General features: G+C 62.6%; 12 protein-coding genes. 8 read left to right on the top strand and 4 right to left on the bottom strand.

Going from position 1 to position 16,348, the window contains the following annotated elements; genetic code table 11:
• Nucleotides 1-190 precede the first annotated feature (190 nt).
• The 8 genes from AC3CB8_RS06405 to AC3CB8_RS06440 all read left to right on the top strand — a co-directional run bounded on the left by AC3CB8_RS06405 (nt 191) and on the right by AC3CB8_RS06440 (nt 11,163).
• Entirely contained in the window at nt 191-3,685 is a 3,495-nt protein-coding gene (locus AC3CB8_RS06405) for an indolepyruvate ferredoxin oxidoreductase family protein (protein WP_352564299.1), read from the top strand.
• A gap of 137 nt (nt 3,686-3,822) precedes the next feature.
• Nucleotides 3,823-6,138: a putative bifunctional diguanylate cyclase/phosphodiesterase gene (locus AC3CB8_RS06410; protein WP_015314282.1), complete on the top strand. Its 2,316-nt coding sequence runs from the start codon at nt 3,823-3,825 to the stop codon at nt 6,136-6,138.
• A gap of 471 nt (nt 6,139-6,609) precedes the next feature.
• Nucleotides 6,610-7,299 (top strand): N-acyl amino acid synthase FeeM domain-containing protein, encoded by a 690-nt coding sequence (locus AC3CB8_RS06415; protein ID WP_245273780.1) that lies wholly within the window; start codon nt 6,610-6,612, stop codon nt 7,297-7,299.
• Nucleotides 7,300-7,439: 140 nt separating this feature from the next.
• A complete protein-coding gene (locus tag AC3CB8_RS06420) occupies nt 7,440-7,589 on the top strand; it encodes a DUF3096 domain-containing protein (RefSeq protein WP_023772413.1) in 150 nt (49 codons plus the stop codon).
• A gap of 163 nt (nt 7,590-7,752) precedes the next feature.
• Nucleotides 7,753-7,977: an aa3-type cytochrome c oxidase subunit IV gene (locus AC3CB8_RS06425; RefSeq protein ID WP_015314279.1), complete on the top strand. Its 225-nt coding sequence runs from the start codon at nt 7,753-7,755 to the stop codon at nt 7,975-7,977.
• A gap of 87 nt (nt 7,978-8,064) precedes the next feature.
• On the top strand, nt 8,065-9,339 hold the full coding sequence (locus tag AC3CB8_RS06430; protein ID WP_023792943.1) for a Re/Si-specific NAD(P)(+) transhydrogenase subunit alpha: 1,275 nt from the start codon (nt 8,065-8,067) through the stop codon (nt 9,337-9,339).
• Nucleotides 9,339-9,764, top strand: coding sequence for an NAD(P) transhydrogenase subunit alpha part 2 (locus AC3CB8_RS06435; protein WP_032922026.1), 426 nt, complete (start codon nt 9,339-9,341; stop codon nt 9,762-9,764). The genes AC3CB8_RS06430 and AC3CB8_RS06435 overlap by 1 nt, the downstream gene beginning before the upstream one ends.
• 1 nt (nt 9,765) lies before the next feature.
• Nucleotides 9,766-11,163 (top strand): NAD(P)(+) transhydrogenase (Re/Si-specific) subunit beta, encoded by a 1,398-nt coding sequence (locus AC3CB8_RS06440; RefSeq protein WP_023772416.1) that lies wholly within the window; start codon nt 9,766-9,768, stop codon nt 11,161-11,163.
• A 75-nt stretch (nt 11,164-11,238) separates the two neighbouring features.
• Here AC3CB8_RS06440 and AC3CB8_RS06445 read toward each other — a convergent pair whose 3' ends face one another.
• From AC3CB8_RS06445 to AC3CB8_RS06460, 4 genes are all read right to left on the bottom strand, one after another.
• Nucleotides 11,239-12,156 (bottom strand): membrane protein, encoded by a 918-nt coding sequence (locus AC3CB8_RS06445; protein WP_023772417.1) that lies wholly within the window; start codon nt 12,154-12,156, stop codon nt 11,239-11,241.
• A gap of 214 nt (nt 12,157-12,370) precedes the next feature.
• Nucleotides 12,371-14,842 (bottom strand): DNA topoisomerase (ATP-hydrolyzing) subunit B, encoded by a 2,472-nt coding sequence (gene gyrB, locus AC3CB8_RS06450; RefSeq protein ID WP_352552076.1) that lies wholly within the window; start codon nt 14,840-14,842, stop codon nt 12,371-12,373.
• A 167-nt stretch (nt 14,843-15,009) separates the two neighbouring features.
• Nucleotides 15,010-15,561 carry a hypothetical protein gene (locus AC3CB8_RS06455; RefSeq protein WP_023792936.1) on the bottom strand — a complete coding sequence of 184 codons (552 nt, stop codon included), beginning with the start codon at nt 15,559-15,561 and terminating at the stop codon, nt 15,010-15,012.
• A gap of 79 nt (nt 15,562-15,640) precedes the next feature.
• On the bottom strand, nt 15,641-16,210 hold the full coding sequence (locus AC3CB8_RS06460) for an NADPH-dependent FMN reductase (protein ID WP_023772421.1): 570 nt from the start codon (nt 16,208-16,210) through the stop codon (nt 15,641-15,643).
• Nucleotides 16,211-16,348 lie beyond the last annotated feature (138 nt).

Below are 16,348 nucleotides of genomic sequence, written 5' to 3' on the forward strand. Positions count from 1 at the left end.
GGAAATTTCGTGCGCCATCGCGCTGTCGGCGCACCGTTTCACGCGTGGTCCAGCGCCCGCCGAACTGTTTGTCGCGCCTTGGCCGGGCCTTTCGATTTTGTTTGACCTGCCTTGCAAGGGAAGAAAGGATGCGTCATCCGATCCCGACGTTGGCTGCTGCCCCGCGCGGCCTTCGCAGAGGAAATGCCTGATGACGCTGCATGATGTCGCGCTCGACGACAAGTTCGATCTTGGAAAGGAGCGCATCTTCCTGTCCGGCGCTCAGGCGGTCATCCGCATGCTCCTGATGCAGCGCGAGCGGGACCGCCGCGCCGGCCTGAACACGGCAGGCTTCGTCTCCGGCTATCGCGGGTCGCCGCTCGGCGGTCTCGACATGCAGCTGTGGAAGGCGAAAAAGCAGCTCGCCGGGGCCGACATCGTTTTCCAGCCCGGCCTCAACGAAGAGCTGGCCGCCACCGCCTGCTGGGGCTCGCAGCAGACGGAACTGCTGGGCGAGGGCACCCATGATGGCGTTTTTTCGGTCTGGTACGGCAAGGGGCCGGGCGTCGATCGTTCGGGCGACGTGTTCCGCCACGCCAATCTCGCCGGCTCGTCCAGACATGGCGGCGTCCTTGCGCTCATGGGCGACGACCACATGGCCGAATCCTCGACCAATGCGCACGCCACCGAATTCCTCTTCGTCGACACCATGGTTCCGATCCTCAATCCGGCCGGTGTCCAGGAGATTATCGACTACGGCCTGTACGGCTTTGCCATGTCGCGCTTCGCCGGCACCTGGGCGGCGATCAAATGCGTTAAGGACAACATCGAATCGACGGCTTCGGTCGATGCCTCGCTCGAACGGTTGAACATCGTCGTCCCGGATTTCGATATGCCGCCGGGCGGCCTCAACATCCGCCACGAGATCGACATGCTCGGCCAGGAAGAACGGCTGTATGAGCACAAGCGTGCCGCGGCCTCCGCCTTCATCCATGCCAATGGGCTGAACAGGATCGTCTATTCGGGCGGCCGCAATCCGAAACTCGGCATCATCACGCTGGGCAAGAGCTATCTCGACGTCCGCCAGGCGCTGGAGGATATCGGCGTCGACGAGGCGGCCGCCAACCGCATCGGCGTGCGGCTGTTCAAGGTCGGCTGCCCCTGGCCGCTCGACCTGCAGCACATCGCCGACTTCGCGCGCGGTCTCGACACCATCGTTGTCGTCGAGGAGAAACGCTCGCTGATCGAGGTGCAACTGCGCGAAAGCCTTTACGGCACGGCCTCGCAGCCGGTCATCGTCGGCAAGAAGGACGAGCGCGGCGACTGGCTGTTTCCAGCCAAGGGGGCGCTCGACCCCAACGAGATCGCCATTGCGCTCGGCGAGAGGATCCTGAAGACCATCGGCCCGTCCGAAGAGATTTCGGCCAGGGTAGCCAAGCTACGCCAGTTCCAGGCGATGCTGGCCGATGCCTCCGACATCGGCTCGCGCACACCCTTCTTCTGTTCGGGCTGTCCGCACAATTCCTCGACCAAGGTGCCGGACGGCTCGATCGCCGCCGCCGGCATCGGCTGCCACTTCATGGCGCTGTGGATGGATCGTAACACAGTTGGCTTTACCGCCATGGGCGGCGAGGGAGCGCAATGGGTCGGCCAGGCGCCGTTCTCCAGGCGCGACCACATCTTCCAGAATCTCGGCGACGGCACCTACAACCATTCCGGCACGCTGGCGATCCGCTTCGCCCTGTCGAGCGAGGCCAACATCACCTACAAGATCCTCTACAACGACGCCGTCGCCATGACTGGCGGCCAGCCGCATGAGGGCGGGCTGACCGTGGACATGATCGCCAGGCAGGTGCGGGCAGAGGGCGTCGACCGCATCGCCATCGTCACCGACGAACCCGACAAATATGCCGGGAAGGTTGAATTCCCGGCCGGCGCCACTATCCACCACCGCGACGACCTCGACCTCGTCCAGCGCGAGCTGCGCGACGTCAAGGGCGTATCGATCCTGCTCTACGACCAGACCTGCGCCGCCGAAAAGCGCCGTCGTCGCAAGCGCGGCACCTTTCCCGATCCCGACAAGCGGGTGTTCATCAATGAACTGGTCTGCGAAGGCTGCGGCGATTGTGGCGTGCAGTCGAACTGCGTCTCGATCCAGCCGGTCGAGACCGAATTCGGCCGCAAGCGCAAGATCGACCAGTCGAGCTGCAACAAGGATTTCTCCTGCGTCAACGGCTTCTGCCCGTCCTTCGTCACCGTGCACGGTGCCAAGATCCGCAAGGCCGAGGGCCTGGCTGGCGGGACCGACCCGCTTGAAGGCGTGCCGATGCCAGCCGAATTCCCGCTCGGCGTCGAGGGCTGGGCGGCGATTATCGACGGCGTAGGCGGCACCGGCGTCGTCACCGTCGGTGCCGTCCTCGGCATGGCGGCGCATCTCGAGAACAAGGGCTGCGGCATGATCGACATGGCCGGCCTCGCCCAGAAGGGCGGCTCGGTGTTCACCCATGTCCGCATCGCCCGCACACCCGAAGACATTAATGCCATCCGCGTTTCGGCGGGGAAGGCCGACCTCGTGCTCGGCTGCGATCTCGTCGTGTCGGGCGCCAAGAAGGTGCTGACGGCGGTGCGAGAGGGGCATACGATATTCCTCGCCAACACCACCGAGATCATGCCAGGCGAATTTGCCCGATCGGCCGATTTCTCGCTGCCGATCGAGCGCCTGAAGAAGGCTATCCGCTCAGCGGCCGGTGACGACAAGGCGCATTTCTTCGACGCCACCCGCACCGCCACAGCCCTGTTCGGCAATTCGCTGGGCGCCAACATGTTCATGCTCGGCTTTGCCTTCCAGTACGGCGGTCTGCCGCTCTCGGCCGAAGCCGTCGAAAAGGCAATCGAATTGAACGGCGAAGCGGTGGCGATGAACATCGCTGCTTTCCGCTGGGGCCGCCGCGCCGCGCATCAGCCGGATTTCGTACGCGGCCTCATCGCCCAGCCGTCCCCAACCCTCGGCGACAAGGCCGGACAGGCCGGTCCGGTCGCCGAGACACTGGACGATATCATCGCCCGCCGCGTTGCCTTCCTCACGGCCTATGAGAACGCTGCTTACGCCAAGCGCTACGCCGACAGGATATCGACGCTGCAAGCGTCAGAAACGAAGGCCGTGCCGGGTTCGACCGACGTGACCGAAGCCGCCGCCAAAAGCCTGTTCAAGCTGATGGCGATCAAAGACGAATACGAGGTTGCGCGGCTCTATACCGACGGCTCCTTCGCAGCCGAGCTTGGCAAGCAGTTCCAGAGCTACGAGAAACTTGAATTCCATCTCGCCCCGCCGATCATGGGACGTCGCGGCAATGACGGCAAACCCAGGAAATCGAGCTTCGGCCCTTGGATGATGAAAGGCTTTCGCCTGCTGGCCGCGATGAAGGGCCTGCGCGGCACGGCTTTCGACCTGTTCGGCTATACCGCCGAGCGGCGCATGGAGCGGCAATTGCTGGCGCAGTACGAGGCCGATCTACAGCTCGTGGCCAGCTTGCTGGCGCCGGGCAAGATCGAGGCCGCGGCAGCCCTGGTCTCGGTCCCGGGGCTGATCCGCGGCTATGGCCATGTCCGGCAGGCAAGCGCCGAAAAGGCGGCGGGCGAGCGCTCCAGACTGCTCCAGCGACTGACCCAAACCATGCCGGTACCGGTTCTCAGTGCAGCTGAGTGATTTCCCCACTCGGGCCCGAAGCCTGCCGCAGCTTCCTCTCGTCGCGGCGTGCGGGCCGAAGCCATAGCTTAAGCCCTCTGTCTAAGCCTTTCTTAAGGCGGTTGTGGCATGACAAGGCTTAGCGTTGGGCCGATCATATGGGCAAAACAAAGACCGAAAGCATCCCCGCGGATGTCTATATCCAATTTGTGCGGTCGTTGTTCGACAACGCGCACATGTTGGTGATCGGTGGCGCGTGCTACTGGATCCTTGGATTCATGATCTATCTGCGCACGCAAAATCCGTTGTTTCTGGCCTTTTCTTTTATTCTGCTGCCGATCAGCCTTCTGCGTTATTTCGGTATCCGCAGCTTTTTGAAGACGGGCGGCGTGATTGCCGATGTCGAACACGCACACCGATTGGAGCGCAGTTACATCCTCAAGGGCTGCTTGCAGGGCCTCGGATTGGGTGCGCTGTGCTTCGTGTCGATCTATGTGTATCCCGACCCATTCGCCGAACTGGCGGCAATGTCGCTGACCCTGGCGACCCTGGTCACGGTTGTCGCCCGCAATTACGGGTCTCCGCGCATGGTGCGGATTTTTTCGGTAACCTTCATCGGTCCGGCGGCGCTAGCGCTGCTGCTGCGTCTGGATGCACCGTCCGTGGTCCTCGGTCTAATGATCTTCCCGATGACGTTTATTACCATCAACAGCGCCGACCATGTTCGCAATGTACTGTTTTCGGCGGTCATCGGCCACAAGCAGGCGAAAAGCATAACGCGCAAGTTCGACCGCGCGCTCAACACCATGTCGCACGGCCTGGTCATGCTTGGCCCTGATGGGCGCGTCGCGGTCGCCAACGCAGAGGCCGCCCACCTGATGTCGCTGAAATCGGCCGACGCGCTGCTCGGGCGCTCCATCCACGGCCTTCTGATGCGCGGCGTCGCCGGCGGAATGTTGGCGCCGAAGGACTGCCGCTACGTCGAGGCGCAGCTGACGCGCGCGTTGCGCGAGGGCAGGGACCGCAAGGTGCTTGTTTCGCTCGCCAACGGCCAGCATTACGAATTCTCCGCGCGCGAAGGCAGCCAGGAACTCGGCGTGATCACCTTCGAGGATGTCACGGCGCGCGTTGAGGCGGAGGAAAAGATCCGTTTCATGGCGCGCTACGACAATCTCACCGGCCTTCCCAACCGCGCCTATTTCCACGAACTCGTCGGCGAACTGATGGCCTCCGGCGACCGGGATCGCCTGTGCGGTCTCGCCGTGATCGATCTCGACGATTTCAAGAGCGTCAACGACACGCTCGGCCATCCCGTCGGCGACGGGCTGATCTACGCCGTGGCGGACCGGCTGGCGGCCATCGCCGGGCAGGGCCTTACCGTCAGCCGCTTCGGAGGCGACGAGTTCATGCTGTTCTTCGACCGCATCGATGACGAAAGCCATCTGGAGAGCCTGCTCGACCAGATTTTCGCCGAGTTGCAGGGAGAAGTCGACGTGGCGGGCCACGGGTTGCGGATTCAGGCCAGCGCCGGCGCGGTGCTGTCCAAGGTCGGCGGAACCGATGTTGACGCCATGATCGTCAAGGCGGACCTGGCGCTCTACAAGGCCAAGGAACTCGGCAAGAACGGTTGGCGGCTGTTCGAGGCGGCGATGGATGCCGCTTTCCGCAATCGCCAGCTGATGAAGGCGGATCTGCGCAGCGCCGTGGAAGGCAGGGAACTGCGGGTCGTCTACCAGCCGATCGTGGCGATGAATACCATGCGCATCGCCAGCTGCGAGGCGCTCTGCCGTTGGGACCATCCCGATCTCGGACCAATTTCGCCCGGGATCTTCATTCCGCTGGCCGAGGAGATGGGCATCATTTCCGAGATCAGCACCTTTGTGCTGCATGCAGCTTGCACCGAATGCGCCAAATGGCCTGACCAGACCAGCGTCTCGGTCAATCTCTCGGCAAGGGATTTCCGCAGCCGCGACGTCATCCAAAAGGTGCGCGATGCGTTGGCGAACTCCGGCCTCGACGCTAGCCGCCTGGAGATCGAAGTCACGGAAACCGCGCTGCTCGACGACAAATCCCTGACCCGCCAGTATATCGAGGAACTGAAGCAGCTTGGCGTCCGCATCGCCCTCGACGATTTCGGCACCGGCTATTCAAGCCTGAGCTATCTCCACAAGCTTCCGCTCGACAAGATCAAGATCGACCGGTCGTTCGTGATGGACGTCACCCACAACCCGCGCTCGCTCGAGCTGTTGAAGGGCGTCGTCGACCTGACCCGTGTCCTGGGGCTCACCGTCACCATCGAAGGCGTGGAAACATTCGAGCAGCTTAAGGTCCTCATGCATTCGGTGAAGCCGGATCTTGTCCAAGGCTTCCTGTTCGGCGCTGCGCTCAGCGCGTCGGGCATCGAAACGATGTCGAACGTCACCTGGCCGTTTGCCGCGGATTTGCGTCTCGCCGCCAAGCGCACAGTCGGCTAGCTTTTCATCGTATATCTCTTGCCACTCCGAAGTTGATAAGCGCGTTGCTTGGATCGTGTCGCGGGTGCGGGCCGGAATATTCTATCGGCCGCGAAAAAATCCAAGCAAAGCGCGCAGTAGTTTTGGTCCGATTTTGAAGAAGCGAAAAGGTTTGACCGGCTCGGTGCATCTGTCAAAGCGGAACGCTCCAGTCCTTTTCGCGCCCAACTTTGCAGCGCCCTTCATAGGAATGGAAGGCTTGGATTAGAACGTCCAGGCTGCTCCTTCAGCAACCACCCCGCAGCCAAGGATCTCCGGCTGTTAAGGTTAACAAGTGGTAAACCAGTTGGGTCCGATTTTCGGCTTGTGTCTCATTTCAACTCGCATAGCCTGTCTACCGGCGGATACGAGGACTTGAGAATGGATGCTGCGAGAAACGATGCGCGGGCTGGCGCCAGTTCCAATGCTGGGTCGGCGCTGAACCAGTCGATCATGCAATTGCTGGAGCATGTCGACTACCGTCTCATCACTGGAGGCGAGGACCTGGAGGCGATATACCGCCTTCGCTATCAATCCTACCTGCAATCGGGCATGTGCGGCCCGATCGCCAGCGGGATGTTCGAGGATCGCTGGGATAATCTGCCGAATTCCTATAGGTTCGGCGTCTATTTCGATGGACACCTGGTCAGCACGTTACGGCTCCACTACATTTCCCGAGAGCACCCTTATTCACCGTCCGTCGACGCCTATCCGGAAATATTGGCCGAGCGGCTTGCCCGCGGAGAGACGTTCATCGACGGGACTCGCTTCGCAACCGATGCCGACAGTGCGCCCGCGCCCGGAGTTCTCCCTTTTCTGACGCTCCGGCTTGGCATGGTGGCCGCCTCTTACTTTGGTCTCACTGCAGTGCTTACACCGATCAAGATCGAGCATTCCGCTTACTATGCTCGTATCTTCCATGCCATTCAGAGGACAGAGGGCAAGGTGTTCCCGGGTGTCCTTGCCCCGATCGCTCTGTTCGAAATCCCCTGCGGCGAAAACTTGCGCCAGACACTCGAACGGTTCCCGTTCTTTAAGTCGACAGCCGTGGAACAGCGGATGATGTTCGCCAATCCGGCCATCAACCGGCTGACGCCGCTGTCCATAGTGCCGACGGCGAAATACTATCGCGATGCTGCTTGAACGGTCGTCCTTGTATCTGAACCTTCCCGCGGCTTCGCCGTTATAGGGAGCGGCATCGCCATCGAGTATCGCCGCGATCCTGCCCAACGGGCATTTCGCCCCGGGCTCCTGTCGCATTGTTCGTGGGAAGGAATACGGTCATGACCATCCACTCGCTCGCGCTCACACCGCTGATTTCGCTGATCGCCGGCGTGCTGATCCTGATCATGCCGCGGCTCCTGAACTACATCGTCGCGCTCTATCTGATTGTGGTTGGGCTGCTCGGGCTTTTTCCTCACCTTGTTGGCTGAGACGCTGGGCAGGGCCTCGCGCAAAAGCCATCCCCGCGGGCATCGACCGCCAGTTTCAATTTTCCCTTGAGGGAGTTGTCGGCTGCGATGCGGCAATAGCGCCATTGCCCTGCGCCCAGCTTTTCGGTATGTGCCTGAAAGATGTCTTCGAAGGGGTATTCCTATGGCTGAGCACACGCCGAGCGGTCCTGTAGAACTGGGCGCGAAGATGGACTATGCCGAGCATGACCGCACCTATGCGGGCTTCCTGGCGCTGGCCAAATATGGCTCGCTCTTCTGCGGCGCGCTTCTCCTGGCGATGGCTTTCGGCTTCTTCGCGGGCGGCTTCTTCTCTGCGCTGATCCTGTTCGTGCTTATTCTGGCAGTAGGCGCCTTCATTCTGCGATAGACATTCCAAAACCCTCTTGCGGTTGATGTCGCCGGATATCCCGGACGAGACTTCGCGCAGACAGGTTCCGGCCGAAAGGATCATGCGGTGGGACAGACGGTTTTCATCCCTCGTGAGCTTGACGCGAACGAGCCGCGTGTCGCGGCTTCGCCCGATACGGTTAAGCGGCTGACGGCGCTGGGTTTCGACGTGGTCGTCGAAGCCGGTGCCGGCACACGCTCGCGTATCCCCGACGAAGAGTTTGCCAAGACAGGTGCTGTCGTCGGCAAGGCCTCGGACGTCGCCAAGGCCGATGTCGTGCTGAAGGTTCGCCGGCCGACGGATGCCGAGCTGAAGAGTTACAAGTCCGGCGCCGCGGTGATCGCCATCATGGATCCCTACGGCAACGATGCGGCTCTCGCGGCCTTGGCCAAAGCCGGCGTCACCGCCTTCTCGATGGAGTTGATGCCGCGCATCACCCGCGCGCAATCGATGGACGTCCTGTCCAGCCAGGCCAATCTTGCCGGCTACCAGGCGGTGATCGACGGAGCCGCCGAATACGACCGGGCGCTGCCGATGATGATGACGGCTGCTGGCACGGTGCCGGCGGCGAAGGTCTTCATCATGGGCGTCGGCGTCGCTGGCCTGCAGGCGATCGCCACCGCGCGCCGTCTCGGCGCGGTCGTCACCGCCACTGACGTTCGGCCCGCCGCCAAGGAACAGGTCGCCTCGCTCGGCGCGAAGTTCCTCGCGGTCGAGGACGAGGAGTTCAAGGCCGCCGAGACGGCCGGCGGCTACGCCAAGGAAATGTCGAAGGAGTATCAGGCCAAGCAGGCGGCGCTCACCGCCGAACACATCGCCAAGCAGGACATCGTCATCACCACGGCGCTGATCCCCGGCCGGCCGGCGCCGAAGCTGGTGTCGGCGGCGATGGTCGCCTCGATGAAGCCGGGTTCGGTGATCATCGACCTCGCCGTCGAGCGTGGCGGCAATGTCGAGGGCGCCGAGGCCGGCAAGATCGTCACCACGGCCAACAACGTGAAAATCGTCGGTCATCTCAACGTGCCAGGTCGCATCGCGGCATCCGCCTCGCTGCTTTATGCCAGGAACCTGTTCGCCTTCGTCGAGACGCTCGTCGACAAGACGACCAAGACGCTTGCCATCAATCGCGAGGACGATCTGGTCAAGGCAACCATGCTGACTGATGGCGGCAAGGTGGTCCATCCCGCCTTCGCCAAGGCCGACCAGCAGCCTTATATCGAGCCGGCCGCGATCCCGGCCACGACCATGGTCGCCGACGCCACGGCCGCGCCCAGGAAGGCCGCGCCCGGGAAGACAGCCGCATCCAAGTCACTCTCGCCGAAGCCGAAAGGGACCGCGTGATGGACCAGACCTTGCAGAAAGCCTTGGATCAGCTCGACCAGGCAAGCGCTGCCGTTCGGCTCGCGGTGCAGAACCTGGGCAATGCCCCAGGCGGTGCCGAGGCGGCCGGTGATGCCGCGCACGCGCTGTCGGGCGGGGCCATCGATCCCTTCGTCTTCCGTTTCGCCATCTTCATCCTGGCGATCTTCGTCGGCTATTACGTCGTCTGGTCGGTTACCCCGGCATTGCACACGCCGCTGATGGCCGTCACCAACGCCATCTCCTCGGTCATCGTGGTCGGTGCGCTGCTCGCCGTCGGCATCGCGGCCTCCGGCGTCGCCGCCGGCTTCGGTTTCGTCGCGCTGATGCTGGTCTCGGTCAACATCTTCGGCGGTTTCCTCGTCACCCAGCGCATGCTGGCCATGTACAAGAAGAAGGACAAGTGACGTGACCGTCAATCTCGCCTCCTTCCTCTATCTGGTATCCGGCGTCCTGTTCATCATGGCGTTGCGCGGCCTCTCGCATCCGACCACCAGCCGGCAGGGCAATCTCTACGGCATGATCGGCATGGGCATCGCCATTGCCACCACGCTGGCGCTGGCAACCCCGTCCGCCGGCCGTTTCGGTCTGATCGTGCTTGGCCTCGCCATCGGCGGCGGCATCGGCGCCGTCACCGCCCGCCGCATTGCCATGACCTCGATGCCGCAGCTGGTCGCCGCCTTCCATAGCCTAGTCGGCCTTGCCGCCGTCATGGTGGCGGCCGCGGCCATCTATGCGCCTGAAAGCTTCGGCATCGGCACGGATGGCGACATCCATGCCCAGGCACTGGTCGAGATGAGCCTCGGCGTCGCCATCGGCGCCATCACCTTCACCGGCTCGGTCATTGCCTTCCTGAAGCTCGACGGTCGCATGTCGGGCAAGCCGATCATGATCGGCGGCCGTCACGTCATCAACGCTGCGCTTGGCGTGGCGCTGATCGTACTGATCGTCCTGCTGGTCACCACGGAATCGAAACTGGTGTTCTGGCTGATCGTTGCCGCCTCGCTGGTGCTCGGCGTGCTCCTGATCATCCCGATCGGTGGCGCCGACATGCCGGTCGTCGTGTCGATGCTGAATTCCTATTCCGGTTGGGCGGCCGCCGCCCTTGGCTTCACGCTCGGCAATCTTGCGCTGATCATCACCGGCGCGCTGGTAGGCTCGTCGGGCGCGATCCTGTCCTACATCATGTGCAAGGGCATGAACCGGAGCTTCATCTCCGTCATCCTCGGCGGCTTCGGCGGCGAGACCGCCGCTGCGGCTGATGACGGCATCGAGCGCACCGTCAAGCAAGGTTCGGCCGATGATGCCGCCTACCTGATGATGAACGCGCAGAAGGTCATCATCGTACCGGGTTACGGCATGGCGGTCGCCCAGGCGCAGCACGCGCTGCGTGAAATGGCCGACAAGCTCAAGGCCAATGGCGTCGACGTCAAATACGCCATCCATCCCGTCGCCGGCCGCATGCCCGGCCACATGAATGTGCTGCTCGCCGAAGCCAACGTGCCTTACGACGAAGTGTTCGAGCTCGAGGACATCAACTCAGAGTTTGCCCAGGCCGACGTCGCGTACGTCATCGGCGCCAACGACGTCACAAACCCTTCCGCGCGCGACGACAAGTCGTCGCCCATCTACGGCATGCCGATCCTCGACGTCGACAAGGCCCGCACCTGTCTGTTCGTCAAGCGCTCGCTCGGCTCCGGCTATGCCGGCATCGACAACACGCTGTTCTACAAGGACGGCACCATGATGCTGCTCGGCGACGCCAAGAAGATGACCGAGGAAATCGTCAAGGCAATGGATCACTGACTGGCCGATCTTGACCGTCGAATAGAAAGAGCCCGGCGCGATGCCGGGCTCTATAATTTTGGCGTGATGCTGCCTTCAGCCGTTGGTCAGGAACACCGCTTCCTCGTCATCGCGCTGCCTGCCGCCGAGCGCCGCGGCCGCACTGGCGATGAAGGCGCCGATAACCAGCGACAAGGCGCCGAGAAGAGCGAAAGTGGCGCTTGCTTTCCTGGCCGTGTCGGCCGCCTGCTTCGCCTTGACCTTTGCGTCCTGCGCCTTCGCCAGCACCGTGTCGACACGCGTCTTGGCATCAGCCTCGGAAAGGCCGGTGCGTGCGGCGACCAATTGCGCAAGATAGGTCTTGTCTTCCGCCGAGACGTCGCCGGCGACGGCGCCGGCGATCAGGATCCGCGAGGCCTGCCCGGCCGCCGCGGCTTCGTCAGCAGGATTGGCGGCGGCGAGCTTGGCCGGATCGGCCGGGCGGAACAGGGAATCCACCAGATAGGAGGTCGCATTGTCGGTCGATGCACCGCTGGCATTCGCCGAGGCCCCGGCCGACGCGCCCATGGCGGCTCCCGAGGCCACGGTGGACGCGGCCTGTACACCTGAACCAATCGCGGCGGAAAGCGCCGAGCCAAGCACGCCGGCGACCAGCAAGGTGGCTAGCGCCCAGGCGAGAAACCCGTGCGCGGTGTCACGGAAATAGACTTCATCGGTGTGGATGCCGACCCATTTGGTCCTCAACCGGCCCGCAAGGTAGCCGCCTACACCGGCGGACAGCCACTGCACGATCACCAGCCAGACGGCGGTGGAAACCGCGAAGGTGGTGATCGACGCGCCAGACCCCGACCATGGTGAAACCATGCTGAGCCCAAGGCCTGAGCCGAGCAACATGAGGATGAACGTCAACGTCGAGGCCGCGAAAGCGCCGGCGATGATCGGTCCCCAACTGACGGCGGTGGAGGACGATTCCGTGGAAGCGGATACGTCGACAGCCGATAGGGTGGACTGCATCGACGCCCCCTACCGTACGAACAGCATAATGAGGATGATGATCGGAATCGGAATGCCGAGCAACCAGAGTAGAATGCCGCGTCCCATGAAAGCCTCCTGCAAGAAATTGTGATGGACACTGTCACAATGTCTTCAAAGGCCTTCTGTTCCGGCGCATCCTCATTATTGGCGCGCGCACGAGCCATGCCAATCTGTTAAAAGGCTGGACGAAACCTCAAATATCCAGGTTGGCGACCGACAGTGCGTTGTCCTGGATGAATTCGCGCCGCGGCTCCACCTCGTCACCCATCAGCCGCGAGAACAGGCTGTCGGCATCGGTCGCATCGTTGACCTTGACCTGCAACAGCGAACGCACATTCGGGTCGAGTGTGGTTTCCCAGAGCTGCTCGGCATTCATCTCGCCGAGACCTTTGTAGCGCTGCATGGTCAGCCCCTTGCGGCCGGTCGCGAAGACCGCGTTGAGCAGCGCCAGCGGTCCCGAGACTGTCTCGGACACCTCCTTGCGGCGCAGCACCGGCGGCGCCCCGTAGACTTCGCTGAGGCGCTGCGCGTATCGATCGAGCTGGCGTGCGTCGGCGGAATTGATCAGCGCCATGTCGAGATGGGCGTATTCCTTGACGCTGCGCACGGTGCGTTCGAAGACATAGCCGCCGATGCCCTCATTCGAGGTCGACATGCGGCCGGTCCAGCCGCGCTCGGTGTCCTCGGCAATGATGTCGAGGCGTTGCGCGACGCGCTCGGCCATCGCGTTGGCGCGGCCAAGATCGGCGAAGATTTCGGGATTGAGCCCGCCGGCGATCGCCGCCTGCTCGACGACGTCGCGGTTATAGCGCGTGTGCAGGCCGTTGATGAGCTGGCGCACGGCAAGCGCATCGGCGACGGCGCCGTGCAGATCCTGTCCGGTCCGCACTTCCCCTGAGCCGAGCGTAAGGGACGCTTCCTCCAACCCCGAATCGATCAGGAATTCTTCGAAGGCGCTCTCATTCTTGATGTATTGCGAGCTCTTGCCGCGCGTCACCTTGTAGAGCGGCGGCTGGGCGATGTAGAGGTGGCCGCGCTCGATCAGCTCCGGCATCTGCCGGAAGAAGAAGGTGAGCAGCAAGGTCCTGATATGGGCGCCGTCGACGTCGGCGTCGGTCATCAGGATGATCTTGTGGTAGCGCAGTTTGTCGGCGTTGAATTCGTCCTTGCCGATCGAGGTGCCGAGCGCGGTGATCAGCGTGCCGATCATGTCGGATGAGAGCATGCGGTCGAAGCGGGCCCGCTCGACGTTGAGGATCTTGCCGCGCAGGGGAAGGATTGCCTGGTTTTGGCGCGAACGGCCGCCCTTGGCGGAGCCGCCGGCCGAGTCACCCTCGACGATGAAGATTTCGGACTTCGCCGGGTCGCGTTCCTGGCAATCGGCCAGCTTGCCGGGCAGCGAGGTGACACCGAGCGAGGTCTTGCGGGTGATGTCGCGAGCCTTGCGCGCGGCTTCCCGCGCCGCCGCGGCCTGGATCACCTTGTCGACGACCACCTTGCCCTCGGTCGGATGCTCTTCGAGCCACGTGCCGAGCGCTTCGTTGACTAGCCCCTCGACCACGGGACGAACTTCCGACGAGACCAGCTTGTCCTTGGTCTGCGACGAGAATTTCGGGTCGGGAACCTTGACCGACAGCACCGCCGTCAGGCCTTCGCGGCAATCGTCGCCGATCAGCGAGACCTTTTCCTTCTTGGTCAGGCCCGAAGATTCGCCATAGCCGGTGATCTGGCGGGTCAGTGCGCCGCGAAAACCGGCCAGATGGGTGCCGCCATCGCGCTGCGGGATGTTGTTGGTGAATGCAAGCACATTCTCGTGGTAACTGTCGTTCCACCACATCGCCACTTCCACGGTGATGCCGTCACGCTCGGCCCTGATGGAGATGGGCTTCCCGATCAGCGGTTTCTTGACCCGGTCGAGATATTTGACGAACTCTTCCAGGCCGCCGTCATAGTGCAGTTCATGCTTCACGACGTCGGCATGACGGGCGTCTGTCAGAACGATGCGAACACCGGAGTTCAGGAAGGCGAGTTCGCGCAGCCGGTGTTCCAGCGTGCCGAAATCGAATTCGACCATGGTAAAGGTCTCGGACGACGGAAAGAAGGTCACCTCGGTGCCGCTGCGGCCCTCATTGGTGCCCGGGCGCTTGTCCTGCTCGTAGCTGCCGATCGCCTTCAGCGGCGCATCGGCATTGCCGTGGGTAAAGCTCATCTCGAAGACCTGGCCGTTGCGGCGGATCTTGAGCTTCAGCCAAGCCGACAGCGCGTTGACCACCGAGACGCCGACGCCATGCAGACCGCCAGACACCTTGTAGGAGTTCTGGTCGAACTTTCCGCCGGCATGCAGCTGCGTCATGATCACTTCGGCCGCCGAAATGCCTTCGCTGGGGTGAATGTCGGTTGGAATGCCGCGACCATTGTCGATAACGGTTACCGAACCATCGGGATTGAGTGTCACCGAAACCAGGTCGGCATGGCCAGCCAGCGCCTCGTCGATGGCGTTGTCGACCACTTCGTAGACCATGTGATGCAGGCCCGAGCCGTCATCGGTATCGCCGATATACATGCCCGGCCGCTTGCGGACGGCGTCCAACCCCTTCAAAACCTTGATGGAATCGGCGCCGTATTCGGCTTCAGCGCCGTTTGTGTTCTCGGTCTGATCGCTCATGAAAACCTGTTGTCTAGATGCCGCTTCTACAGCGCGAAAAATCGGCCCCGAATCGCGCCTCTGATATGGTGTAGATATAGGCGCTAAAGGCGGTTTTTCCAAGGTTTGCAGGCATTTCCGGCGTAAATGCCGAGCCGGCAGCCGGCTATTTTTTTCGGGCGTTGAATTTAGCCAGAAGGCCGCGCAAATATTTGACGGTAGTTTTGTCCCTGGGCGCCAGCCGGCCCGTACGGTCGAGCTCGAGCGTCTGGTTCAGCGCCTTGGTCAGAACCGCCTTCGGATCCTTGGCCATATACGCTTGTGGTCAGCTCCTGCAGCATGCTCCTGGCCGTCTCATAGTTGTCGAACGAGGTCGGCAGGTCGCCTTGCACCATCTTGATGTTGGCGAGCTTGATATGGCTGATGGCGAGATCGCGTTTGACGCTGGCATCGGTTTCCTGACGCGACCGCTGTTCGAGGTTGGCCAACAGGGCCGTGAAGGCCCGGCCGGCCGCCTCGACATTGCCGACCGTCGTGTAGGGCAGACCGAGCTCTTCCAGCGTGCGGCTGTGGCGGTCGGCTTGTTCCGGGCTGAGTGAGGTCTGCCCGGCCTCGCCATACAGCGACAGCACGGTTTCATAGCCCTTGATGGCCGCCGCATAGTTGAGGTCGGCGCGTGCCGCGCCCGCCGACAGGAACAGCGTCGCGGCCTGCGACAGCGTTCGGTCGAGGAAATTCACCTTCAGGGCCTAGCGCGACACCTCGTCGAAATCGACCGCCTCGGCTTATAGCGCAAGCAAGCCGCTGAGAGCGGCTCTCTCAGGCAGCGCGCATCGGTTTCAACGCCTCGCTCCAGCGCAACAGTTCGTCCAGCATGGTCTTGGCTCCGCCCCGCACTTGCTCGCTGGCATCGAAGGCTCCGTTCTCGTCGAGCAGTTTCTGGTACAGCGGCAGCGCGACACCTTCCGGGATGGGCATGATCCCGACCGAGGTCAGCAGCGGCTTCAGCGCCTGCGCCGCGCGCAAGCCGCCGGAGACACCGCCATAACTGAAGATCGCAGCGGGCTTGTATTTCCATTCGCGGGCGAGATAGTCGATCGCGTTGATGATCGCGGGTGCGGCGAAGTAATTGTATTCCGGCGCCACGAAGACGAAGGCGTCAGCGGCATCCATCGTCTTCGACCAAGCTTTGGTGTGGTCGTTCTGATAATTGCCGAGCCTTGGATGATGCGGTTCGTCCAAGACCGGCAGGTTGAACTCGGCGATGTCGGTCAGCACAGGCTCGAATTTTCCATGCTCGCGCGCGAACGTCTCCAGCCATTCGGCAAAAACCGGGCCGGCGCGGCCGGGCCGCGTGCTGCCGATGATGATGCTCAGCTTGTGCTTCAAGACGGGCTCCTTTGCCGGGTGGTATAGTTTGGTGACCGTCACTACGGCAGAGGGTTCCTGCGGGCAAGGTTGGACCCCTGACGGAATGGTCACGATTGAATGAACAGACCGTCCGCCCTGGCGTTCCCGCCGTCATGG

It is taken from the genome of Mesorhizobium sp. P160927, assembly GCF_057766385.1.

What these genes read in the sequence shown, in the direction of transcription:
- AC3CB8_RS06410 (WP_015314282.1), top strand. Translation starts at nt 3,823, where the DNA reads ATGGGCAAAACAAAGACCGAAAGCATCCCCGCGGATGTCTATATCCAA.
- AC3CB8_RS06420 (WP_023772413.1), top strand. Translation starts at nt 7,440, where the DNA reads ATGACCATCCACTCGCTCGCGCTCACACCGCTGATTTCGCTGATCGCC.
- gyrB (WP_352552076.1), bottom strand. Translation starts at nt 14,842, where the DNA reads ATGAGCGATCAGACCGAGAACACAAACGGCGCTGAAGCCGAATACGGC.
- AC3CB8_RS06445 (WP_023772417.1), bottom strand. Translation starts at nt 12,156, where the DNA reads ATGCAGTCCACCCTATCGGCTGTCGACGTATCCGCTTCCACGGAATCG.
- AC3CB8_RS06425 (WP_015314279.1), top strand. Translation starts at nt 7,753, where the DNA reads ATGGCTGAGCACACGCCGAGCGGTCCTGTAGAACTGGGCGCGAAGATG.
- AC3CB8_RS06405 (WP_352564299.1), top strand. Translation starts at nt 191, where the DNA reads ATGACGCTGCATGATGTCGCGCTCGACGACAAGTTCGATCTTGGAAAG.
- AC3CB8_RS06415 (WP_245273780.1), top strand. Translation starts at nt 6,610, where the DNA reads ATGCAATTGCTGGAGCATGTCGACTACCGTCTCATCACTGGAGGCGAG.
- AC3CB8_RS06435 (WP_032922026.1), top strand. Translation starts at nt 9,339, where the DNA reads ATGGACCAGACCTTGCAGAAAGCCTTGGATCAGCTCGACCAGGCAAGC.